The following is a 22,938-nucleotide window of genomic DNA, read 5'->3' as shown; positions in this document are numbered from 1 at the left end:
GTCAGCGCTTGGCGTACTCACGGAAGCCGCGGCCGGTCTTGCGGCCGAGGCAGCCCGCCGCGACGAGATGCTCCAGCAGCGGCGCGGGAGCGAGCCCGGGGTCGCGGAACTCGGCGTGCAGCACCTTCTCGATGGCCAGCGAGACGTCCAGGCCGACGACATCGAGGAGTTCGAACGGGCCCATCGGGTAGCCGCCGCCCAGCTTCATGGCGGCGTCGATGTCGTCCAGGGAGGCGTAGTGCTCCTGGACCATCTTGATCGCGTTGTTCAGGTACGGGAAGAGCAGCGCGTTGACGATGAAGCCGGCGCGGTCACCGCAGTCCACGGCGTGCTTGCGGACCTTGGCGCAGACGGCGCGGACGGTGGCGTGGACGTCGTCGGCGGTCAGAACCGTACGGACCACCTCCACCAGCTTCATGGCCGGCGCCGGGTTGAAGAAGTGCATGCCGATGACGTCCTGCGGGCGGGACGTGGCGCGGGCGCAGGCCACCACCGGCAGGGACGAGGTCGTCGTGGCGAGCACGGCGCCCGGCTTGCACACCTTGTCCAGCGTGGCGAAGAGCTGCTGCTTGATCTCGAGATCCTCGGCCACCGCCTCGACCGCCAGGTCCACGTCCGCGAAGGCGTCGAGGGAGCCGGCCGGGGTGACCGCCGCGAGCGCGGCATCCCGGGCCTCGGCGGTGAGCCTGCCCTTGTCCACCGCGCGACCCAGCGACTTGGCGATGCGGGCCTTGGCCGTCTCCGCCTTCTCCAGGCTGCGGGCGGCCAGCACGACCTCGAAGCCCGCCTTGGCGAAGACCTCGGCGATGCCGCTCGCCATCGTCCCGGAGCCGGCGACGCCGACGGAGCGGACCGTACGCCCCGAGGCCTGGTCACCGGCGGCCGCGGGGGTCTCCGCGTCCGGCACGACCGTGGAACCGCCCGGTGCCTCGTACGTGTAGAAGCCGCGGCCCGCCTTGCGGCCGGTCAGTCCGGCCTCGGCCAGCTGGCCCAGGATCGGCGCGGGGGCGTGCAGCCGGTCGTGCGACTCGGCGTACATCGCCTCCAACACCGTGCGGGCGGTGTCCACACCGATCAGGTCCAGGAGGGCGAGCGGGCCCATCGGCAGACCGCAGCCCAGCCTCATCGCGGCGTCGATGTCCTCGCGGGTGGCGTACTTGGCCTCGTACATCGCGGCGGCCTGGTTGAGGTAGCCGAAGAGCAGGCCGTCGGCGACGAAGCCGGGGCGGTCACCCACCGCGATCGGGTCCTTGCCCAGCTCGCGGGCGAGCTGGGTGACGGCGGCGACCGCGGTCGGCGCGGTGAGCACCGAGGAGACCACCTCGACCAGCTTCATGGCCGGTGCGGGGTTGAAGAAGTGCACACCGAGCACCCGCTCGGGGCGCTGCGAGTCGGCGGCCAGCCGGGTCACCGACAGCGCGTTGGTGCCGGTGGCCAGGATGGTGTCGGGGCGGACGACGGCGTCCAGCGCCGTGACGACCTGCCGCTTGAGCTCGTAGTCCTCGGGCACCACCTCGATGACGAGATCGGCGTCCGCGGCGGCCTGGAGATCGGAGAAGGTGCGGAACCGGGCCAGGACGTCCTGCCGCTCCCGCTCGGTGATCCGCTCGCGCTGCACGGCGCGTGCGGTGGAGGCCTCGAGGGCGGCGACGGCGTGCCGGGCCGCGGTCTCGTCGGTGTCGATGCCGATGACCTCGCGGCCGGCCCGGGTCAGCACCTCGGCGATGCCGGTGCCCATGGTGCCGAGCCCGACCACGGCCACGGTCGAAAGGGACAGAGGGGAAACGTCGGTTGAGAGATCAGGGGTGGACGAAGGGCCCATCGCGAGACTCCAGAAGGTGTTCCCCTGAGGGCAGGGGAGAGGTGACGACTGAGGAGTGCCGCACGGACGCGACCGTGAGCAATGCGCAGCGGCTTGAGGGATACGGCGGATGAGCCGCGGAAGCCGCAGCGCTGCGGGAGCGCCGGCGGAGAGGGAGCCGCGGCGGGCCCTGTCCCGGGGCCGTGCCGTGTGCTTCCTGAAACTGTCGTGCTGGGTGCGGTGCCGAACCGACTTCACTTACTGGCGGCTGCGTCACCGGCCGCCCGAGCAGGGGTGCTGCTCGTTCCAGCAGGTTAACCGGTGGGTAACCGGAGCGCCAGGGGTAGTGCGGGTCATTAGGCTGTGGCGCAGGCCACGTCCGCGGAACCGGGGAGGCCCGGCGGGAGGGAAGCGTCAAATGGAAGACGAATTCCACGAGTTGACGGACCGGGTGCGGGCCGAGCTCCGCTCCCCACAGGATCTGGTCGCCTACGAGCGGCTGCTCGGACTTGCCCGGAAGAACACCCCGGCCGGACGCGAGGAACTGGCCCGGATGCTGATCGCCGTCGAGCGCCCCCTGTGGGCCCGGGAGATCGCGGCCTTCATCCTCGGCTGCGCCGGCGACAAACGCGCCTTCGAGACGCTGGTGCTGCTGCTGAACTACCGCGAACCGGTCCGCTGCGCCACCGCCGCGCACGCCCTCGGCCGCCTGGGCGACCCCCGCACCGCCCGCGCCGCCGCGGCCCTCGCCACCAACCCGCTGCGCACCGCCTACGCCCTGCACCCCGTCCGGCTCCTCGCCGAACTCCGCGCCCCGCAGTCCGTACCGGCCCTGATCGCGACCCTGGACCGCCTGCTCACCCCCAACAACCCGTACTGGCGGGTGGCCCTCGCCTGCGTCGAGGGCCTGGGCGCCCTGGGCGACCGCCGCGCGGTCCCCACGCTCACCGCGGCCCTCCCGCATCCCCGCCTGGCGGCGGCCGCGGCGGCGTCGCTGGCGCGGCTGGGCGTCCACGAGGACGTGCCGGGAGGCGGGCCGGACGGCACCCGCGGCGGCGAGCACGACGGCCGGAAGGCCGGGACTTGACCTTGACGCTGGGGGCAGGGTTCGAGACTCCCGGCATGGAACACACGAACAGCAGGACACAGCACTCCCGGGTCGTGATCGTCACCGGCGCCGGCACGGGGATCGGCCGGGCCACCGCCCGCGCCTTCGCGGCCGAGGGGGCGCGGGTGGTGGCGGTCGGGCGGCGGAGCGCGCCGCTGGAGGAGACCGCGCGGGAGTGCGCCGAGGGCGGCTCGATCGCGCCGTATGCCGCCGACATCACCGAGGACGGGGCGCCCGAGGACGTCGTGCGGTACGCGGTCGAGACGTACGGACGGCTGGATGTGCTGGTCAACAATGCCGCGACGGTGGGCGAGGGGGCGCTCGGCAGCTACACCAAGGAGCTGATGGCGCCGCTGCTGGCCACCAACCTCGTCGCGCCGGTGCTGCTGACCCAGGCGGCGGTGCCGCACCTGGAGCGGACCGGCGGCGTGGTGGTCAACCTCAGCACCGCGGTCGGGCAGCGGGGCTGGCCGGGCAACTCCGTCTACGCCGCCACCAAGACGGCCCTCGAACTGCTCACCCGCAGCTGGGCGGTGGAGCTCGCGCCGCGCGGCGTACGGGTCGTCGCCGTCGCGCCCGGCGCGATCGAGACCCCGATCGCGCTGCACCAGGGCTGGTCCCCGGAGCGCCGGGACGCCGTCCGCAAGTGGCAGATCGACCACACCCCGATGGGCCGGGTCGGACGGCCCGAGGAGGTGGCCTGGGCGATCACGCAGCTGGCCGCGCCCTCCGCGTCGTTCGTCACGGGGGTGGTGCTGCCGGTGGACGGGGGAGCGGTGGTCGGCTGACCTGGTCCGGGCCGCCGGCCGCCGCCCTGGTAGAAACGTGCCGGGGAGGTGGTCCGGTGCGGATCGGAGAGCTGGCACGGCTGACGGGGGCGTCGCCGCGGGCGCTGCGCAACTACGAGAGCGAAGGGCTGATCGGCTCGGAGCGGACGGCGAACGGCTATCGCGACTACGACGCGCGCGCGGCCGTACGGGTCCGCAACATCCTCCATCTCCTCGACGCCGGCCTCACGCTCGCCGACGTACGGTGCTTCACGCACTGCCTGGACGGCGATATGACCACCGCGCCGCCCTCGTCCGAGGGCCTGCGGATCGCCCGCGAGCGGCTCGCCGTCATCGACGCGCGGATCGCTGCCCAGACGGCGGCCCGCGACCGCCTGGCCGGCGCCCTGGCGGCCGCGCCGGAGGCTCACAGCAGCGTCAACTGCGTGGGCTCCGCGGGCTGATCGAGCGGCCCGGCCGGATCCTCACCGGCCGCGCTGACCGCCGCGTCGCGGACGTCGCGGACATTGCGGTGCTCGCCGGGGCGGTACGGGCCGATGCCGTACTCCCCGGCGAGTTCGTGGACCTGGCGGGTGATGCGGCGCTGGTACCAGGTGGGGGCGTACGAGCCGCCGGCGTACATCCGCTCGTAGCGCCGCACCAGATGCGGGTGGTGGTGGCCCAGCCACGCCATGAACCACTCGCGGGCGCCGGGCCGCAGATGCAGGACGAGCGGGGTGACCGACCCGGCCCCGGCCTCGGCGACGGCCCGGACCGTCGCCCGCAGCTGGTCGGGCGCGTCGCCGAGGAACGGGATCACCGGTGCCATCAGGACGCCGCAGGGGATGCCGTGCGCGGTGAGCGTACGGACGACGTCCAGGCGGCGTTCGGGGGCGGGCGTGCCCGGCTCGACCGTGCGCCACAGCTCCCGGTCGAGGAAGCCGACGGAGACGGAGATGCCGACGTCGGTGACGTCGGCGGCCTGCCGCAGCAGTTCCAGGTCGCGCAGGATGAGCGTGCCCTTGGTGAGGAGGGAGAACGGGTTGGCCCGGTCGCGCAGCGCCGTGATGATGCCGGGCATGAGGGCGTACCGGCCCTCGGCCCGCTGATAGCAGTCGACGTTCGTCCCCATGGCTATGTGGTCGCCGCGCCAGCGCCGGCCGGCCAGCTCGCGGCGCAGCAGCTCGGGGGCGTTGACCTTCACCACGATCTGGGAGTCGAAGCCGAGCCCCGTATCGAGGTCCAGATAGCTGTGGGTCTTGCGGGCGAAGCAGTAGACACAGGCGTGGCTGCACCCCCGGTACGGGTTCACGGTCCATTCGAACGGCATCCGGGAGGCGCCCGGGACGCGGTTCACGATCGAGCGGGCGCGCACTTCGTGGAAGGTGATGCCCCGGAATTCGGGGGTGTCGATCGTCCGGCTGACGACGTCCGTACCGAACAGCGCGGCAGGGCTTTCGCCCAGATTGTCCCAGCGCATCGGGCCTCCTTCAGGGTCCTGTCGAGCCCCCGTTCCCGATAATAGAACACATGTTCCCTTGTCGGCCGTCGCCCCGGATTTTGGGCGTGCCGCCCAGTGGTGGTTGGCTTGGCGGCGCATCGCAGGACCGGCAGCCGACTACTGGAGGAAGACACACATGGGTCAGGTCGAGGCCACCACGCAGCGCGAGATCGCGGCGGACCCGGAGGACGTGTTCGACGCGCTCGCCGACTACAGCGGCACGCGCCAGAAGCTGCTGCCCGAGCACTTCAGCGAGTACGAGATCCGCGAGGGCGGCGACGGCAAGGGCACCCTCGTCCACTGGAAGCTCCAGGCCACCAGCAAGCGCGTACGCGACTGCCTGCTGGAGGTCGACGAGCCGACCGACGGCCAGCTCGTCGAGAAGGACCGCAACTCCTCCATGGTGACCACCTGGGTCGTCACCCCGGCGGGCGAGAAGCGCGCGAACGTCGTGGTCACCACCACCTGGCAGGGCGCCGGCGGCGTCGGCGGCTTCTTCGAGCGGACCTTCGCCCCCAAGGGCCTCGGCCGGATCTACGACACGATCCTCGCCAACCTCGCCAAGGAGATGGAGAAGTAGCCGGTCACCGGTTCGGGTGGTTTCCGTTGCGCCGCGGTGTCCGGCCGACCGGACCGTCGTCGTACGGAAACCCCTGATGGGAGCCCAATAGGCGCCCAGGGCAACGTACTTGATGCCCCTTCCCGCCCCGCACGCCCCCTTTCGTCGTACTTGTTCGCCGTTGTCGCCCGATGCGAAAAAGGGGCGGTGGTGCAGGTGTGACGAGGGAGGCAGTACGTGGGCGGGACCACCTTGACGAAGCGGGGCAAGCGGGCGAAGCGGGCCGCGACGCCCGTCGCCGTCGACCCGAGCAACGGGGCGAGCCCCCTCGGCTCCGGCCGCATGCGGCTGGTCTTCGCCGGCCTGATGCTGACGCTGCTGCTCGCGGCCCTCGACCAGACCGTCGTCGCCACCGCGCTCCCCAGGATCGTCGGCGACCTGCACGGCCTGCCCAAGATGTCCTGGGCGGTCACCGCCTACCTGCTCGCCTCCACCATCGGCCTGCCGGTCCACGGCAAGCTCGGCGACCTCTTCGGCCGCAAGCCCGCCTTCCTCTTCGCCCTCCTCGTCTTCGTCGCCGGCTCGGCACTGTCCGGCTGGTCCCGCTCCATGGACGAACTGATCGCCTTCCGCGCCGTCCAGGGCATCGGCGGCGGCGGCCTCCTGATCGGCGTCCAGGCGATCATCGCCGATGTCGTACCGCCCAGGGCCCGCGGCCGCTACATGGGCCTGATCGGCGCGGCCTTCGGCCTCGCCGCCACGGCCGGGCCGCTGATCGGCGGCCTCCTCACCGATCACGCCTCCTGGCGCTGGTGCTTCTACCTCAATGTGCCGATCGGCGTGCTGACCTTCCTCCTCGTCGCCGCCGCGCTCACGCTCCCCAGGCCCCCGGGCCGCCCCAAGCTGGACATCGCGGGCGCGCTGCTGCTCGCCGCGTTCACCACCTGCCTTGTGCTGCTGACCAGTTGGGGCGGCACCGAGTACGCCTGGAACTCGCGGGTCGTCCTCGGACTCGGCGCCGGGGCGCTCGGCACCGCCCTGCTGTTCCTCGCCGTCGAGCACTTCGCCCCCCACCCCCTGATGCCGCTCCGGCTGTTCCGCGACTCCGTCTTCACCCTCACCGGCCTCGTCGGGACGGTCATCGGCATCGCGCTCTTCGGCGCCGCCAGCTATCTGCCGACGTTCCTCCAGATGGTCGACGGGGCGACGGCCACCGCCTCCGGCCTGCTGATGCTGCCCCTGATGGGCGGCATCGTCCTCGCCTCCCTCGTCTCCGGCCGCCTCATCAGCCGCACCGGTCACTACAAGATTTTCCCGATCCTCGGCTGCGCGGTGGCCGCCGAGGGCATGTGGCTGCTGTCCCGGCTGGAGCGGGACACCCCGCGCGGCGTCTACGGCCTCTGGACGGGCATCCTCGGCCTCGGCCTCGGCTTCGTCATGCCGGTGCTGGTGCTCGCCGTGCAGAACTCCGTACGCCGCGCCGATCTCGGCGCCGCGACCAGCGCCACCACCTACTTCCGTCATCTCGGCGGCAGCGTCGGCACGGCCCTCTTCGGCACCCTCTTCGCCCACCGCCTCGCCGGCCAACTCGCCCACGAACTGCCCCGGTCGGCCCAGCTGCCCGATCCGGACTCACTCACTCCGCAGCTGGTACACGCCCTGCCCGCCGGGCTGCGGGACAGCTACATCGCCGCGTACGCGAACGCCATGCCGGGGATCTTCCTCTACCTCGCGCCGGTGCTCGTCGTGGGCTTCCTGCTCGCCATCTTCCTGAAAGTGAAACCACCGGTGTCCCACGCCTCTCATGCAACGCAGGCCCCCCAGACCTCGCACGCGCCCTACGGCGACGCCGAGGACCCCTCGATCGGCGTGCCCCGGGCACGCGCCGCCGTCAACGGCCATCCGCCCACCCCCGGTTACGCCGCACCCTCCGCCGGCGTCCCGGTGTGCGGCACCGTCCAGCACCACGACGGCTCCATCGTGCCCCGAGCCGCCCTCACCCTCATCGACGTCGCCGGCCGGCAGATCGGACGCGGCGCCACCGGCGAGGACGGACGGTACGCGCTGAGCACCCCCGGCACCGGCTCGTACGTACTGATCGCGGCCGCGGGCGGGCACCAGCCACAGGCCGTCACCGTCACGGTGGGCGAGCGGCCGGTCGAACTCGACGTCGTGCTCGGCGGCGCCGGCCGCCTCGCGGGCACCGTCACCACCGGCGACGGCACACCCGTACGCGATGCCATGGTCACCCTCACCGACGTACGCGGCGAGGTCGTCGCCACCACCCGCAGTGGTCGCGAAGGCGGCTACGTCATCGGGGAGTTGGTGGCCGGCGAGTACACCCTCGCCTCCAGCGCCCCGGCATTCCGGCCCGCCGCCCTGCCCGTCACCGTCCACGCCTCCCGCGAGACCCGCCAGGACATCGAACTCGCGGGCGGCGCGGTGCTCCGCGGGACCGTACGGGCCGGCGGCGGCCGCCCCGTGGAGGACGCACGGGTGACCCTTCTGGACGCGGGCGGCAACGTCGTCGACACCGCGACCACCGGACCCGACGGCCTGTTCCGCTTCGTGGACCTCTCCGCCGGCGAGTACACCGTGATCGCCGCCGGATACCCGCCGGTGGCCACCGTCCTCCGCGTCGCCGGCGGCGGCCGCACCGAACGCGACCTCCAACTGGGCCACGAGGACTGAGCCCACCGCCCCCCCGGCCCGGCCCGCCGCGCCGGGCGGTGGCTCGTTAGAGTTCCGCCCAGCCGATCGCCGTGATACCGCAGGCCACCGAGGGGAGCTCCAGATGATGTTCCGGCAGCACATGAGGCAGGCGACGGCGCGCGCCCTGGCGGAGTTCCCCCAGGACCTGGCCCCCGGGATCTACGCCGTCACCTTCCGGATCGACAGCGTCGACCAGGACCCCCGCTTCCCGTACCTGGCGATCGGCTACAACACCGACCTCGAAGTGGCCCGGCTGCTGGCGGAGTCGAGCGCGCTGGAGCCATGGGAGGCCCGCTGGAACTACGCCTACTTCCCGCCGTCGGGCCTGGAGGGCGTGCGCACCGTGGGCGCCGATCGCGAACACGACCCGGTCGGCGCCGAGTTGCACCGACGGGAGGCCGAGGCCCAAGGCCTCTGGTACGAGGACGCGGACAGCCTCCCCGAACACGAACAGGACGAGCGGGGCGAGCGCCTCGACGAACAGTTCCACGAACTCTGCGTCGATCTGGCGCGGCAGCTCCACTCGGACGACCGGATCGTCACCGGCCTGGGCCGGCCGCTGCCGGTGATCCTCTACGACATGTTCGACCCCGACGGGATGTTCACCCTGACCAGAGACGCCAACCCGGCAGACCTGGTCGCGGAGTTCCTCACGCAGGACCCGGAGGGAGGCGCCTGGTGAGGCGCCCGTACGCCGCGGGGCGGCCGGCCGTCACCCCTCGGCGGGCCGCGGGACGACCGGCTTGCCGCCGGCCCGGCCGCCGCCCGCCGCACCGAACCGCACCCGCGTGATCAGCGGCCGGTCCCCGCGCAGCAGCGGCACCGCCGCGGCGCGCGGGGCGAGATAGCCGAGGAGGCCGCGGCCGGCCGGGAGCGGGACATCGGTCACCTCGGTGATCGACGGGTGGGCGGCGAAGAGGTGCCGGCGCTCCGAAGCGTTCATGCCCCAGGGCATCGGCGGCAGGCGATGGCCGCCCGGCCCTCGCGCACCGTCGCGGGAGCGGGCGCTGAACCGCCGTGACACGGTGTCGAACACCATCGTGCCACCGGGAAAGGCCGCCGCGCAGGCACCGATCAGCCCCTGCGCCTGCGCGGGCCGCAGATACATCAGCAGCCCCTGCGCGGTCACCAGCACCCCGCGCGAGGCATCGATGCCGGCCATCCAGCGGTGCTCGCGGGCGTCGCAGGCGACCAGCCGCTGACGGACACCGTGCGGCAACAGACGCCTGCGCAGCTCCAGCGGATCGGTCAGATCCACGGTGACCCAGCGCACCCGGCCGTTGTCCACCCGCCAGAACTGCGTCTCCAGGCCCTCCCCGAGCGCGATCACGGTGCCCTCCGGATGCCGTGCCAGAAAAGCACGCACCGCACCGTCGAAGGCCAGGGCGCGGAGCGCGATGGCCTGCGCCACCCACGGCCGGGCGGCGCCGAGCCGCTCCCGGAAGGGGAAGTCCACCTCGGCGACCAGCTGCACCGCGCGCGGGTCCGGCAGCACGGTGTCCGGGTGGGCGGCCTCGGCGGCCCGGTGATAGACGGTCCACAGGGCCGTTTCGGGGATTCCCCGGAGGTCTGCCCTGATACGGCCTGACACCGGCTGGTGGCGCACGTCCTCGATCATGTGGCCGTTGATACCGGCAGACCGGTCCCGTACGACGGCTATCGGAGCGCCGGTCACCCGGGGGAGTGCAAAGTCGTACCGGCGGTCACCGGGACTGGGCGGACGCATACGCGGCGGCCGAGCGGACCACCGGGGCATCGCCGTGCCCGAGAGCTTCGGCGGCCCGCAGCACCTGCGTCAGCACCGGCAGGTCGCGCGCCTGGACGCAGAGCACCAGCACAGGGGCGAGGTGGGCCGCCCAGGCCGCCCGCGACGAGGGCGGGGCCTGCGCCGCCTCCCGGGCCCAGCACAGGATCTCCTCGGGCGCCGCGCAGGGGAGTCGCGGACCGCAGACGGCACGGTGGGCCGCACGGCCGGCCGCACCCCGCCCGTGCCGTACCGCCGCGGCCAGACCCGCCGCCAGAGTGGTGTGATAGCAGGTGCCGAAGAGATAGGCCGCGGCCTTGTCGCCGGTCAGTCCGGCCAGGACCTCGGGCCGGTGCACCGGGCTGGGCACCGCGCCGTCCGGCCGCCGGGCGCGGGCCAGGGCCGACCAGCCGTCGCGCACCAGAGAGGCGGAGGGGGATCCCAACGCCGTTGCGCAGAGCAGGAGTTCGGCCACCAGATCGAGGGCTCCGCGGGCGAGATGGACGGCCAGCAGCACCCGCACGGTCTCGCGCAGCCGGGCCGCCTCCTTGGCGCCGCCCAGGACGTCACGGTCGCCGAAGTCCGTGACGTAGAAGAGGGCATGGGTGAGGGCGTAGGTCTCGCTCTCCGTCAGGTGGAGGACGTCCGGGTGCAGGGCGGGCAGGCTCTCCCGGAAGAGCGCGGCGACGTCGGGCAGCGCGGCGGGGGCCCGGAAACCGCCGCGGTCGAGGAAGTAGCGCAGCTCGATCCGGCCGAGCACCGGCTTGTACGGCTGGGCATGGGCGCCCGCGCCCGCCGCCAGCAGGCCCGCGCCGCGCGTCCGCAGCGCGGGCTGCGGGCGGCCGAGAAGCTCCAGCAGGGCGATGAGGTTGAGGTGGTACGGGAAGAGCGCGTCGGCACGGCGCAGGCCTCGGTCGAAGTCCGGTTCGGCCGCGGCCTGTTCGGCGAGATCGAGGGCGCGGGACGGCAGATCGGCGTCCTTGGGCAATCGGCCCGAACGGTCCAACAGCCTTACCAGACCGAGAAGTTCGAGCAACGGACCCGGCCGGAAGGGCCGCCCCGGCAGGAAGCGCTCCCAGCGGTGCGGGGCGAACCATTCCAGATGCGCGTCGAGCCAGTCCAGCGCCCCGGACAGGACGCCGGCCGCCGCCTCGTCCTCGTCCGGCGCCGCCCCGCCGGACCGCGCGTGTGCCGGCACCGGCACCCAGCAGGCCTCCGGGCCCTCCGCCGCGCTCATCGCCCGCTCCGCACCCGCAACAGCACCAGCGCCGCCGCCAGAATCCCGCCCAGCGCGGTCAGATCCGCCCACCACGCCAGCAGCCCGCCGCCGCCCAGCAGCGTCCCCCGCGCCAGGTCGACGGCATAGGTCATGGGATTGAGGTGCATGATCAGCGCCAGCCAGCCCGGCGCGTCCTGCGCGCTGAACACCGACCCGGACAGGAACAGCATCGGGAACATGGCCAGTTGGACCGTGGCCTGGAGTGTCTGGACCCGGGTGATGACGGTGGCCAGGCACAGCCCGATGACGCTGAACACCGTTGCCGCGAGCGCATAGCAGCCGGCCGCGGCCGCGAACCGGCCCGCCGTCAGATCCACCCCCATCAGCGGCGAGAAGCCCAGCATCACCACGCTCTGCACGGTGACCATGCCGACGCCCGCCGCGACCTTCCCCAGCGGCAGACAGATCCGTGGCACCGGGGCGACGAGAAGTTCGCGCAGCACCCCGTACTCCCGATCCCAGGCGTACGTCTGGCCGGAGGCGACCCCGATGGAGACCACCTGGATGGCGATGATGCCGGGGAAGACGTAGGCGCTGAAGGGCACGGACCCCACGGAGGGGATCATGCCGTCGAAGCCGACGGCGTAGACCAGGACGAAGAAGACGATCTGCACGGCCTGGCTGAGCAGCACGCCCGGCCGTTTGACCTGGCGCAGCAGATCGCGGTGGGCGATCACGGAGATGGCGCGCAGGGCGACGGACAGCCGCCCTTCGGTGACGGCGGGAGCGGGAGCGGAGGAGGCGGGCGCGGTCGCAGCGGTCATGGCGTCCTCACGCTCCCCGGCACGCTCTCCCGTTGGCTGTCCCGCCCGCCATGCGCGTGCCGCCCGTCACGCCCGGCGGCGGCCGCCAAATACACGTCATTCATGGACGGATGACGTACCGAAACGGTCAGGCCCGGCACATCCAGGGCCCGCACCACCTCCGCAATCCGGGTCTCCGGGTCGGCGCAGTGCACCGAGACCCCCTCGGCCCCCAGCAGCGGATCGAAGCCCACGGCACGCAACTGCCGCGCGGCGGCCTCATCGTCCGCGCAGGACACCACGATCCGGGACGAATCCAGACCGCTCTTGAGCCGGTCGACGCTGCCCTGCCGGACCACGCGCCCCTTCTGCAGGATGACGATGTCGTCGGCGTACTCCGCCTCGTCCATGTAGTGCGTCGAATAGAGCACCGTGACCCCCAACTCCGACCGCAGCCGCAACAGATCGGCCCATACGGCGCTCCGCGCGGCCGGGTCCAGACCGTTGGTCGGCTCGTCGAGAATGATCAGGCCCGGCCGGTGCAGCAGGGCGCGGGCGATCTCCACGCGCCGGGACAACCCGCCCGAGAGCTCCTCCACGGGGTCACGACGGCGGTCGGCGAGACCGAACAGATCCAGCATCACGTCGATACGCGCCCGGGCGTCCGCGCGCTTCATGCCGAACAGCCGGGCGTGGAACCACAGATTGCGCTCGACGGACAGCTCCTTGTCGAGGGTGCGCTCCTGGAAGACCAGCCCCAGGCGCCGCCGGGCCGCCATCGGCGCCGCGCGCACGTCGTGCCCGAAGATCCGCACGCTGCCACCGTCCGGCCGCGCCGCGGTCGACAGCACCCTCAGCAGGCTGGACTTCCCCGCGCCATTGGGGCCGAGGAGCGCGGTGATACGGCCCGGCGCCGAGGCGAGCGACACCTCCTTGACGGCGAGCAGCTTGCCGTACCGCACGACAAGACCGGCCACCTCGAAGGCGGGCGGCGTCGAAGCCATCGGAACGCTCCTTTCCTGCAGACCGTTGTCCGGGGCGCGGCCCGCCGCGCGCCGGGAGCTCATGCCAGCCCCAGACAGCGGTCCCAGGGCCGCGGCCCGCCGTCGACCGGCAGCAGCGCCAGGGCCACACCCGCGGCGCCCTCCAGCATCCCCGCGACATTCACCGCCCGATGCGGCACGGGCGAGCGGGCGGCCGCCGGAAAACGCATGAGGTGACGGAAGGCGAAGGGGGCCGCGCCATCGGCGCACCCCAGCACCTTGGACGTCAACCACGCACATCCGGCACGGAGTTCGTCGTTACCGGAAGCCGCCGCCACCCGCGCCACGATGCGCAGCAGACCCGCATATCCGTGGCAGACCGTCGCGCCCTCGATCGCCCACCGCGACTCGTCCCGGCGGAGCGCGGCGCGCAGCGCGTCGACCGCGGCCTCGCACCAGCGCGGCCGGCCCAGCGCCATGCCCGCGCGGTACAGGGCGGCGGCCACCCCCGGCGTGCCGTAGCACCAGGCCGTACGGGTGAACATCGCCTCCGGGCGCCGCGCCGCCACCTCCTCGTCCCAGCCCGCACGGGCGGGCCAGTACGCACCCGCCTCGTCCCACAGCGTCCAGCCCAACAGCCACTCGGCGATGCGCTCGATGGCCCCGCACATCCCGGGCACCTCGCGGCCCGCTTCGTACGCCGAGCAGAGCACCGCCAGCGGTCCGCTGATGCCGTGGGCCATCCCGAGGTTGAAGTCGCCGCGGGGATGGTCCGCCCGGTCGCGGTCGCTGACCTGGAGCTCCGGAGGCACCCACCAGCCCGGCACGTGGTGGCCGTCGACCCGGATCGGCGCGCTCAGCGCGACGAGGTGGCGGAGCGACGCGGCGAGGGCCGACTCCACCGCGGGGCCGCCCTCCACCGGGTCGACCGCCGAGTCCAGGAGCAGGCGGGTCGTCCCGGACAACCCGTTGACCAGGTCGTACGCGGCCCAGTCGACGCCCACGCCGCCCTCCTCGGCGCGGCTGCGGAACACCCGCAGCCGTTCCGTCTGCTCCTCGGCGACCCACGTGGCCAGCCCCCGCCGCAGCGTGGCGTAGTGCCCCTCGCGCCCGGCGCAGGTCTGCGCGGCGGCCAGCAACGCGGCCGGACCGGAGAACAGGCCACGGCTGGGCGCCGAGGCCATGGCCCGCCCGGCGGCCGCCAGATGGCGGTGGGCGACCGGCCGCCACGTGTCGTCCGTACGGGCCAGCTCGCCATAGAGGAGTGCGGTGCCGGGAAGCCCGTTGGCGAGCGTGAGCGGCCCCCACATCACCGCGTCGTAAACGGGATCGCGGTTGTCGTCACGGGAGGCCACGGCGGCGGTGTGCTCGGGGTCGGCGAGCCGCTCCGCGACCAGGGCGATGGTGCTCTCCGTGAGGGTGGCTGTGGTCACGGCTGGTGCCTCCGGCGGTTGAGGTGGTCCTGTACGGCGCCGCGGGCGATGCCCAGCACGGTCGCCTCCCGGGAGCTGGACCCGCCGAACAGCCGGTTGCAGACCATGTGCAGCAGACTGCCGACGACCCGCCCTTCCGGGGTGCCGCCCGACTCCCGTACCCGAGCGGCCAGTTGACGGACGGCCTCGTCCCGCGGGCGGAGCGCCTCCAGGACGCGGGCACCCGCCGGATCCCCGACGAGGGCGGGCCAGCCGCCGTACGGGTCGACCGTGCGGCGCCACTCGGCGGCCTTCGCGCGGAACCCGGCGGGCAGATCGCGGCGCGAGCCGGTCATCGACAACCAGGCCGCGGCCCCGTCGTCGCCACAGTCGCCGGCGACCAGCGGATGGCCGGGCGCGGGCGCCCCGAAAGCGTGCGCCAGAGCGGCGCAGGAAATGACGGCCAGCTCGTCGACGCCGAAGGCGTTGCCGGGATCCTTGGCCAGGCGGAGCAGCGCGAGCGCGGCCTCGCTGTCGTACCGGAACACCCGCTCGGCCAGGCGCTGCGCGGCCGGACCGCCATAGCGCTCGGTCTCCGGGTCGTACTGCGCCAGGGTGTGGCCGCGCAGCAGCCCCGCGCGCTGCCAGCCCGTCAGCAGCGCGCCGATTTCGGGGGCCACCGAACCCCACAGCGCGCGCGGGTCCGCGCCGTGCAGCCGCAGCCGCAGATGATGCCCGGCGTCGTCCGTGTAGCGGAGGAAGAACCAGTCGTCCGACCCCAACTCGGTTGCTCTGTCGATCAGTTGGGGGAGGCGGTCGCGTAACAGGTCGTCCTGCGCGCGGGCGGCACCGTGCAGTTTGAGGTAGAGCCAGTCGCCGCCGAGGCCGTGCACCGTGCGTTCGGCCAGGAGGCGACCGGCGTACGGCCGACGACGCGGGGCACCCGTCTCCCGGCGGACCAACGGCACGACCAGCTCCGAGACATGCCCGGCGAGCGGACCGGCCGACCCGCCCTCGTGCTCCCCCGGGACCTCCTGCGCGATCAGATCGGGATGCCGTAGCACCTGGTCGAGGAGCAGCTCGCGATGCCAGACGTTCTCCAGGTCGAGCAGCAGACGCTGGTCGGCGGTGACGGCGAGGATCCGGCGCGGCACGTCCCAGGCGGTCCGCCAGTCCGCGACCGCCCGCGCCCAGTCGGCCTCGCGCGCGCCGCCCGCCGTACGGATCCGCTCGGCGGCCGCACGGATCCCGTCCGGCCGCCAGACGGCGGGGGCCAGCACGAACCGGCCGTGCCGCACCCGCGGAACGAACGGCGCATCCGCGAGCGGCCCCCAGTTCCACGGCTCCCACAGCCGCTGGCCCTCGAGCCCGATCTCCCACAACAGACGGATGGCGTTGGGGGCCTGGGCGGGCGCGCTGACCATGTTGCCGAGGACGGGCACCACTTCGCGTCCGGTGGGGACGTGAACGGCCGTCAGGCGGTCCAGCGTGGCACCGATACCGATCTCCGACAGCCGCAGCTCCTCGACTCCGGGGGCATCGGGCACCCCGACACCGATCCGCCGGCCGGTGGCCGGGGCGGTGTGCGCGAGGTTGGCCGCCCGCCCGGAACGGGGCCGGAACGCGAGATCGACCGGGACGGCACCCTCGACGTGCACCGGGTTGTCGCCGTGCAGCGCGGCGAACGCCGCCCGCCAGCCGGGATGGAGGTCGGCGAACCGGGCGAACGTGGCGCCCGCCCGGTGCGAGCCGGGCGACGGCGAGAGGAACACCCGGAAGTCCCCGTCGGACAGCGCGTCCGTCGACGGGGCGACGACCTGCACCGTCACCTCGCAGCAGCTGGGCAGGTCCGCGAGGTCGGCGGTGTCATGGCACAGTTCCGCCAGGTCCGCGTCCTGGAGGAGCACCTCACGCCGCCCGGAGCGCTGCGCGGCGGCCGCCAGCCGGGCCATCGCGCGATCGCGCCGGGCCGTGCGCGGATCGTCGGGCGGCACCGGCGCCGCCTCGCTGTTGGGCCAGCCATAACCCGCCGGTGCCCCCAACCCCGTTGATTCGTCCAGGAGTTGAAGAATCGGAACCAGGCGGTCGGCCCCGTAGGCGTCGAGGAAACGGCGGTGGTAGTCCCGCAGTGCGAACAGCCCGAGCTTGGGACGGGAGAGCCGCCACATCACACCGGCCGCCGCCTCGATCACCTCGCGCACCGCATGCGGCAGATGCAGCTCCGTGTCCAGGCGGGTGTCGATGTGCAGGGGCGTGTCGTCCGGTTCGAGGGACCGGGCCGTCTCCAGGAGCCGACGCAGCGCCGCGCGGCCCTCGCCGACGGGCCGCGCGTCATACGCCCGCCGCTCGCGGTCGACGGCCAGCAGCCCCTCGTGGATCCGGCGGGTCTCCGCACCGGGCCCGGTAACCTCGGCCAGCAGCCCGAGGACATGCCGCAGCGGGTCGCCGCCGTCCAGCGGCGGGCGCAGGCCGGTGACCAGGACCTCCTGCCGCACGAGCTCCGCGAGCAGAGCACGGACCCGCTCCACCGGGGCCGACGGGAACGCCGCGGCGATACGCCGGACCAACTCCTCGTACGGCAGCGGTCCGGCCGCCTCGGCCACCGCCCGCGCCACGACCGGCGTCCTGCGTACGGACACCGAAGAACGCCCCTCGCCGCTCCCGGACGGAGCGACGCCCAGGGTGGAGGGCGAGACGAGCACCAGCCGGTCCCCGGCCTGCACCAGGGCCTGATGGGCCTGCACCGCGAGCGCACCGAGCACGGCCGGATCGCGTTCGAGACGATGGCCGATCCTGGTCAGCCACTGCATATCGGCGTGCGTACGGGTGCGGTGCGCGCGGCCGCGCGTCACCTTGGCGGCGGCGTCGAAACCACCCGTCGCCACCCCCGCGAACAGGCCGAACGGGGTGGGCCGGGTCCGCATCCGGATGTCGTAACGGAGCACGGCGAGGGCGGCGCGGCGCAGCTGACCTGCCTTGATCCCGGCCCTGCCGCGCTCGGTGACCCGGCGGACCAGGGCACTGAGGCTGGGGGAGGCGAGAGCGAGCGCCTCGCTCAGCACGGGGTCGTCATCGACCGAGGCGAGGAGCGCGGCACAGGCGTCGAGGTCCTGAGGGCCGCCCGTATCGGGGAGAGGGAGGCCGGAGGCGTCCGGTGCCAACGGCGCGCGCAGCAGAAAGAGTTCCCGCGCCGCGAACGGCGCGTGCGGTGTCGGTGTTCCCCCCATGGCTCCCCCTTGTCTCGCTGCCCCTGGGACTGGCGCCGCCCGTGGGCCCTGGCACCGCCCCTGCGCCTGCCGCTGCTCGTCCGCCCGCCGCTGCGTCGCTTCCGGTACGGCCTCCGTGTGCGGCGGGAACGGCCGGTGGGCCGGGCGAGCGCCCGCCCCACCGGCCGGTGCTGTCAGCAGCAGTGGCTGCAGCCGGAGCCGCCGCCGTCGCTGGTGCACCCGGGGGTGCAGTAGGAGATGCTCGTGATGGCCGGGCCGGCGACGGACTTCTCCACGCCGATCTCCAGGTCGAGGTCGAACAGGCCGTCGTCCTGCGTCTGGGCGGGTCCGTTGATTCCCATCGTGTCCTCCGTTGAAATCACATGGACGGGTGGATGTTCATGGATCGCGATCCGGGCTTCACGCAATCACGGTCATTCGGGGCCCTTCAACCGATCTGGTCGGTCTTGGCAGTCTTGGCAGTTCCGCGGCAGAACGGCGGGAGCGCGGCAGTTGCGGCGGAGATCCGGCCGGCACGGCAGCGGAATCCGGCCCGCACGCCCGGGATGCGCTTCGGACATCAGATCAATCCGGTGAATCCGTGAACCGCTCGCGGATTCCGGGATACGTACATGGTGTGTGTTCGGACGAAGCTTTGCTGACCGCGGTCGCCCGCGGCGACCAGGCCGCCCTGCGGGCCCTTTACGACAGGCATGCGGCCGCCATGCTCCGCCTCATCCGCAGACTCACCTCGGATCAGGGAGTCGCGGAGGAACTCTTGCAGGAGTCATGGCTGGCCGTGTGGCGCTCCGCGGGCGGCTTCCGCGGTGAGTCCTCCGTACGGGGCTGGCTGCTGGGCGTGGCACGACGACAGGCCCACAACCAGCTCCGGAAACTGCGGCCGCAACTGGCGGATCTCACCGAGGCGCACGACGTGCCGGACCCCGCACCGAGCGTCGAGGACCAGATCGTGCAGGACGCCGACCGCACGGCGCTGTTGACAGCCGTGCGGGCGCTTCCCGAACATCTGCGCGAGGTCCTTGCTCTGGTGCTGGTCGAGGACCTGGCCTACCCGGAAGTGGCCACCGTGCTCGCCATCCCGGTGGGCACCGTCAAGAGCCGGATGTCCCATGCGCGACGGCGGCTGGGCAAGATGCTCGCCGCCACGCGGCTGGAAGGAACGGGACGACGATGACACCTCACCTCGCGGACGACGCCCTGGCGCGTCTCTCCCGGCCCGGCGCGATCCCCGCGCAGCACCAGCAACACCTCGACGACTGCCTCGACTGCCGTACGCGGATGGCAGTGTGGCAGGGCATCGGCGAGGCGGCCCGGACGGATGCGGTGGAACGGACCGTTGCGGTCCCGTCCTTCGACGTCCTCCTCGGGCCCGCGCTGGCGGAAGCCGGCCCGCACGGGGCGGAGCCCGCCATGGAGACCGAGGCGGTGGCGCGGCCCGCCCGCCGCTTCGCCTCCCACGGCTTCGACCAGCCCTGGCGGCTGGCCGGGCTGCTCGCGCTGCGGCAGGCCACGCTGCTGCCCCGGATCTGGGCGCCGCTGAGCGCCGTCGGCATCGTCGGCGCCGCGCTGCTGGCCTCGACGTTCACCCAGGAACGGCTCGCGCTGCGGGTGTTCGGGGGCGTCGTGGTCCTGCTGATGCTGTTCGGCGCGCTGCTGGTGGCCTCGCCGCGCCGGGACCCCCGGCGCGAGCTGCTGTTCACCCTGCCGGTGCCGCCCGCGGCGGTGTTCCTGGCCCGGCTGACGGTGGTGCTCTGCGTCGATGTGGCGCTTGCCCTGGCCTGTTCGGCGCTGGTGGACGGGCCGGCCTGGCGGACGGTGGTCGCGAGCTGGCTGGGAGAGTCGTTGCTCGCCGCGTCCCTCGCCCTCGCCCTGTCCGTACGGTTCGCCCCCGCCGTGGGCGCGGCCGCCGGCGGCGCACTCTGGCTCGTCGGCCTGCTCAGCGGCCCCCAGGGCATGTTCACCACGCCCTTCCAGAACCTGATGGGCGGCCTGCTGTCGACCACGCCTTGGACGCTGCTGCTGGCCTTCGCGCTCCTCACCTGGGCCGCCATGGCCATGCGGCGGGCCGGGGGGCCGGCGCCCTCGGACTAGCCGGACCGCACGCTCCGTTGCGCGCTTCCGCCCCCACAAGCGCGGCTCCGGACGTGCGGGAAGCGCGGCTCCGGCCACCCGTGAACCGCACCGGGCCGAGATGCTACGTACGGTCCGTACCGCCTGCATTCCGCGGGATCACATGGGAGGAAGGGCGCAATGACTGCTGCGACTTGGTGGCCCCACGAGGTCCGCCGCTGCGGACGGCAGGCATATGTCCTGCCGCTGCTGGCGGCCCTCCTGGCATACGGGGCGATGGCCGCGCGCACCGGCGACGGCATGCTGCTCGGCCGCGCGCTGGTGACGTGTGCGCCGCCCACCGCCGCGGCCCTGGCCTGCGCGGCCGTGATCGCCCGGGAGCCGATGACGGAGCTTCATCTGTCGCTGCCCACCGCCTACGCGCGCACCGTCGCCCGCCGTCTGACCTGGCCCGCCGCCGTCACCGCCGCGGCCGGCCTCGCCATGACCTGCATGCTGGCGGCCACCGGCTACCGCCTCGACCTCGCCGTCACCCTCGTCGAGCTGGCCGGGCTGACCGTCCTGCTCGGGGGCTGCGCGGTCTGGGCGACGGTACGGTTCGGCTCGGCCGCGTCCGCCACCGGGCTGGTCGTCGCCGCCGTCCTGGCCAAACTCCTGCTGATCGACCGGGTGGTGCCGGAAGGGGCCGCGCAGGCGGTGCCCGCGTTGCTGGCCGGCGGCTGGCTGACCGCGCTGGCGCTGCGCGCCCTCCGGCCCGGCGGCCACCAGGGCGCTCGGCTCGGCCGCGCCACCGGCCCCGGCTTCGGCCCCGGGGAGGCCTGATGACCGCCCTGATCGTGACCCTGCGCTACGAAGCCCTGATGGCCGTTCGCCGCAAGGCCGTATGGGCCGCCGTCCTCCCCCTGGCCCTGCTGAGCCTGCTGCTCGCCGCCACCTCACCCGTCGTCACCGGCCACAGCGACCCGGCGGCCCGATGCGGCGCGGCCGCGGTGCTGGTCAACACCCTGTGCACCCTGGGCGTGGGCCTCGCGCTCACCGACCGGCTGCGCCGCTCCCTCGAGGCGCGCGGCATGCCCGAGCTGCTGACCGCCACCCCCGCCGGACTGCTGGCACGCACGACCGGGACGCTGATCGGGCCGCTGCTCACCGCCCTGGCGCCGGTCGTCGCCCTCTTCCTCCTCTACGGAACGGTGATCTCCGTGACCGCCGGCTCCGCCGCCCCGATCGCCTCGACGGTGATTGCCCTGGCGGTGGCCGTTCTGCCCGCCGCGCTCCTGGTGACCGCGTTCGCCGGGCTGCTCGGTGTGCTGATGCCGGTCGCCGCGGCGCGTGCCGTCACGGTCGTGGTGTGGCTGTGGGCCCTGCACTTCCCGCCGCGGTTCTCCCCGCTGCCCACCGCCACCGGCACGGTCCTCTCCCCGCTCGGCGGCTATCCGCTGGCCGCCTGGGCACACGCCCCCGAGATCTGGGCCAACCGCCAGGGCACCGGCCCGCTGCGCCCCGAAGTCACCGACGCCACCGCCCTGCTGAACCTCGCCCTCGTCCTGGCCATGGCCGCGGCCTGCTACGCCCTCGGTCATCTCGTCGCCCGACTACGCCGACACGGAGCATCATGAACATCACCACTGAACGGCTGACGAAGGTCCATCCCGGCGGCCGCCGCGCGCTGGACGCCGTCGATCTCCACATCGACCGAGGCACCGTCGGACTGCTGGGCGCCAACGGCGCGGGGAAGACCACGCTGCTCCGCATCCTCACCGGCGTACTGCGGCCCACCTCCGGGCGGGTGACCGTCGCCGGCCATGATCTGTCCACCAGCCACGGCCTCACCGCCGTCAAACGCACCCTCGGCTACCTCCCGCAGGAGCTCTCCCTCTACCCCGACCTGACGACCCGTGAATTTCTCGCCTACATCGGAGTCCTCAAGGGCATCCGCGACAAGCGCACCCGCCGCGCCCAGGTCGAAGCCAAGATCGCCGAGGTGGGTCTGGAGGACCGCGCGGACGAGCGGCTGGCCGGGTTCTCCGGCGGGATGAAGCGCCGGGTCGGCATCGCCCAGGCGCTGATGGGCGACCCGTCCGTACTGATCGTCGACGAGCCGACCACCGGACTCGACCCGCACGAACGGATGCGCTTCCGCACCCTGCTGGCCGGGCTCGGCGGTGGCCGTACGGTCCTGCTGTCCACCCACATCCTCGACGACGTCGCCCAGACCTGCCCGGAAGTGGCCGTCCTCACCACCGGCCGGCTGGTCTTCCACGACACCACCGCCGCGCTGGTCAGCCAGGCCGCGGGATGCACCTACGCGGTCAAGGCGGCCGGACCGCCGCCCGGTGCGGAGGTGGTGAGCGCGGTGACCACCGCCGAGGGGCCCGAGTACCGCATCGTCACCACCCGTCCGCCCGAGGGGGCGCGCCCGGTCGAGCCGTCGCTCGAAGACGGCTACGCCGCGCTCCTGTGCGCCGACGGAAGGACCCACGCGCCAGGACTCGCCAATTCTTCACATTCCGACAGCAGGCCCGACCGCTCCGGCGGTTCGAGCGGTTCCAGCAGCTCCGACAGCGAGGTAGCCAACACATGAGCGCATACACCCGTCGTGCCCGGCAGACCCGGTCCGCCGTGGCCTCCGCCCTGGCCGGACTGGCCTTGCTGGGCCTGACCGCCTGCGGGGGCGGCGGCCGCAGCGCACCGCACACCACGGACCCCGTACCGCTGCCCAGCCCGACCTCAGGCAAGCAGAAGATGAGCGAGAAGAACCTCGGCTACACCTGGCCGCTCAAGGTCGACCACGGAACTGCCGAATGCCGTAAGGACAATCAGGCGGTCTTCACCGCGCCCGACGGCACCACCTACGCTCTCAACGACCGTGCCCGTAATGCCGGATACCGTGACATCGACCCGATGCGCGCCTCCGGTGACGACGGCGACAAGGTGAGCCTCGGCTCCCTGCTCAGCAAGACCCTCAAGCTCTGCCGCGCCGCCCACTGACCCGAGCCGGCCGGCCCACGCACCACCAAAGGAACGCCGCACGA

21 protein-coding genes are annotated in these 22,938 nt (G+C 73.3%); 12 read left to right on the top strand and 9 right to left on the bottom strand.

What is annotated here, in order from left to right; genetic code table 11:
* Position 1: 1 nt before the first annotated feature.
* Positions 2-1,822, bottom strand: coding sequence for a 3-hydroxyacyl-CoA dehydrogenase family protein (locus ACIGWZ_RS28615; protein ID WP_400069584.1), 1,821 nt, complete (start codon positions 1,820-1,822; stop codon positions 2-4).
* A gap of 397 nt (positions 1,823-2,219) precedes the next feature.
* Between ACIGWZ_RS28615 and ACIGWZ_RS28610 the strand changes: the two genes are divergently transcribed.
* Genes ACIGWZ_RS28610 through ACIGWZ_RS28600 form a run of 3 tightly spaced genes read left to right on the top strand, consistent with a single transcriptional unit; the run spans position 2,220 to position 4,140 of the window.
* Positions 2,220-2,888: a HEAT repeat domain-containing protein gene (locus ACIGWZ_RS28610; protein WP_400069583.1), complete on the top strand. Its 669-nt coding sequence runs from the start codon at positions 2,220-2,222 to the stop codon at positions 2,886-2,888.
* A gap of 35 nt (positions 2,889-2,923) precedes the next feature.
* Positions 2,924-3,697, top strand: a complete 774-nt coding sequence (locus tag ACIGWZ_RS28605) for an SDR family NAD(P)-dependent oxidoreductase (RefSeq protein ID WP_400069582.1) — start codon at positions 2,924-2,926, stop codon at positions 3,695-3,697.
* Between the two features lie 56 nt (positions 3,698-3,753).
* Complete coding sequence (locus ACIGWZ_RS28600; RefSeq protein WP_400069581.1) at positions 3,754-4,140, top strand: MerR family transcriptional regulator; 387 nt, start codon at positions 3,754-3,756, stop codon at positions 4,138-4,140.
* On the opposite strand, the gene ACIGWZ_RS28595 is transcribed toward ACIGWZ_RS28600, so the two are convergent.
* Positions 4,104-5,156, bottom strand: coding sequence for an Rv2578c family radical SAM protein (locus ACIGWZ_RS28595; protein WP_400069580.1), 1,053 nt, complete (start codon positions 5,154-5,156; stop codon positions 4,104-4,106). The two genes, ACIGWZ_RS28600 and ACIGWZ_RS28595, sit on opposite strands and share 37 nt — an antisense overlap.
* Positions 5,157-5,313: 157 nt before the next feature.
* Here ACIGWZ_RS28595 and ACIGWZ_RS28590 point away from each other — a divergent pair, with 157 nt between their 5' ends.
* The 3 genes from ACIGWZ_RS28590 (at position 5,314) to ACIGWZ_RS28580 (ending at position 9,130) form a co-directional block, all read left to right on the top strand.
* The gene (locus ACIGWZ_RS28590) at positions 5,314-5,757 is read left to right on the top strand and encodes an SRPBCC family protein (protein WP_400069579.1); all 444 of its coding nucleotides are present in this window, start codon (positions 5,314-5,316) and stop codon (positions 5,755-5,757) included.
* A gap of 216 nt (positions 5,758-5,973) precedes the next feature.
* On the top strand, positions 5,974-8,427 hold the full coding sequence (locus tag ACIGWZ_RS28585; RefSeq protein WP_400069578.1) for an MFS transporter: 2,454 nt from the start codon (positions 5,974-5,976) through the stop codon (positions 8,425-8,427).
* Between the two features lie 121 nt (positions 8,428-8,548).
* Positions 8,549-9,130 carry a hypothetical protein gene (locus ACIGWZ_RS28580; protein ID WP_400069577.1) on the top strand — a complete coding sequence of 194 codons (582 nt, stop codon included), beginning with the start codon at positions 8,549-8,551 and terminating at the stop codon, positions 9,128-9,130.
* Between the two features lie 30 nt (positions 9,131-9,160).
* Here ACIGWZ_RS28580 and ACIGWZ_RS28575 read toward each other — a convergent pair whose 3' ends face one another.
* The 7 genes from ACIGWZ_RS28575 to ACIGWZ_RS28545 form a co-directional block, all read right to left on the bottom strand.
* Positions 9,161-10,066: a class I SAM-dependent methyltransferase gene (locus ACIGWZ_RS28575; protein WP_400069576.1), complete on the bottom strand. Its 906-nt coding sequence runs from the start codon at positions 10,064-10,066 to the stop codon at positions 9,161-9,163.
* An 85-nt stretch (positions 10,067-10,151) separates the two neighbouring features.
* Positions 10,152-11,429, bottom strand: coding sequence for a DUF6895 family protein (locus ACIGWZ_RS28570; protein ID WP_400069575.1), 1,278 nt, complete (start codon positions 11,427-11,429; stop codon positions 10,152-10,154).
* A complete protein-coding gene (locus tag ACIGWZ_RS28565; protein ID WP_400069574.1) occupies positions 11,426-12,235 on the bottom strand; it encodes an ABC transporter permease in 810 nt (269 codons plus the stop codon). The genes ACIGWZ_RS28570 and ACIGWZ_RS28565 overlap by 4 nt, the downstream gene beginning before the upstream one ends.
* A complete protein-coding gene (locus tag ACIGWZ_RS28560) occupies positions 12,232-13,218 on the bottom strand; it encodes an ABC transporter ATP-binding protein (RefSeq protein WP_400069573.1) in 987 nt (328 codons plus the stop codon). Before ACIGWZ_RS28560 ends, ACIGWZ_RS28565 begins: the two co-directional genes overlap by 4 nt.
* Positions 13,219-13,277: 59 nt before the next feature.
* Positions 13,278-14,630, bottom strand: coding sequence for a lanthionine synthetase C family protein (locus ACIGWZ_RS28555; RefSeq protein WP_400069571.1), 1,353 nt, complete (start codon positions 14,628-14,630; stop codon positions 13,278-13,280).
* Positions 14,627-17,836, bottom strand: a complete 3,210-nt coding sequence (locus ACIGWZ_RS28550; protein WP_400069569.1) for a lantibiotic dehydratase — start codon at positions 17,834-17,836, stop codon at positions 14,627-14,629. Before ACIGWZ_RS28550 ends, ACIGWZ_RS28555 begins: the two co-directional genes overlap by 4 nt.
* A 173-nt stretch (positions 17,837-18,009) precedes the next feature.
* Positions 18,010-18,177 (bottom strand): gallidermin/nisin family lantibiotic, encoded by a 168-nt coding sequence (locus ACIGWZ_RS28545; RefSeq protein ID WP_400069567.1) that lies wholly within the window; start codon positions 18,175-18,177, stop codon positions 18,010-18,012.
* A 275-nt stretch (positions 18,178-18,452) separates the two neighbouring features.
* On the opposite strand from ACIGWZ_RS28545, the gene ACIGWZ_RS28540 reads away from it, so the two are divergent.
* From ACIGWZ_RS28540 to ACIGWZ_RS28515, 6 genes are all read left to right on the top strand, one after another.
* Entirely contained in the window at positions 18,453-19,010 is a 558-nt protein-coding gene (locus ACIGWZ_RS28540) for an RNA polymerase sigma factor (RefSeq protein ID WP_400069565.1), read from the top strand.
* Entirely contained in the window at positions 19,007-19,927 is a 921-nt protein-coding gene (locus tag ACIGWZ_RS28535; RefSeq protein ID WP_400069563.1) for a hypothetical protein, read from the top strand. The genes ACIGWZ_RS28540 and ACIGWZ_RS28535 overlap by 4 nt, the downstream gene beginning before the upstream one ends.
* A gap of 159 nt (positions 19,928-20,086) precedes the next feature.
* On the top strand, positions 20,087-20,728 hold the full coding sequence (locus ACIGWZ_RS28530) for a hypothetical protein (RefSeq protein WP_400069561.1): 642 nt from the start codon (positions 20,087-20,089) through the stop codon (positions 20,726-20,728).
* A complete protein-coding gene (locus tag ACIGWZ_RS28525; protein ID WP_400069560.1) occupies positions 20,728-21,522 on the top strand; it encodes a hypothetical protein in 795 nt (264 codons plus the stop codon). The genes ACIGWZ_RS28530 and ACIGWZ_RS28525 overlap by 1 nt, the downstream gene beginning before the upstream one ends.
* Positions 21,519-22,487, top strand: a complete 969-nt coding sequence (locus ACIGWZ_RS28520) for an ATP-binding cassette domain-containing protein (protein WP_400069557.1) — start codon at positions 21,519-21,521, stop codon at positions 22,485-22,487. Before ACIGWZ_RS28525 ends, ACIGWZ_RS28520 begins: the two co-directional genes overlap by 4 nt.
* Positions 22,484-22,894 carry a DUF2511 domain-containing protein gene (locus ACIGWZ_RS28515; protein ID WP_400069555.1) on the top strand — a complete coding sequence of 137 codons (411 nt, stop codon included), beginning with the start codon at positions 22,484-22,486 and terminating at the stop codon, positions 22,892-22,894. Before ACIGWZ_RS28520 ends, ACIGWZ_RS28515 begins: the two co-directional genes overlap by 4 nt.
* Positions 22,895-22,938 lie beyond the last annotated feature (44 nt).

The sequence above is a fragment of the Streptomyces sp. NPDC053427 genome, from assembly GCF_044544985.1.
GTDB lineage: Bacteria > Actinomycetota > Actinomycetes > Streptomycetales > Streptomycetaceae > Streptomyces.
This window is presented reverse-complemented; position numbering and strand designations above follow the sequence as displayed.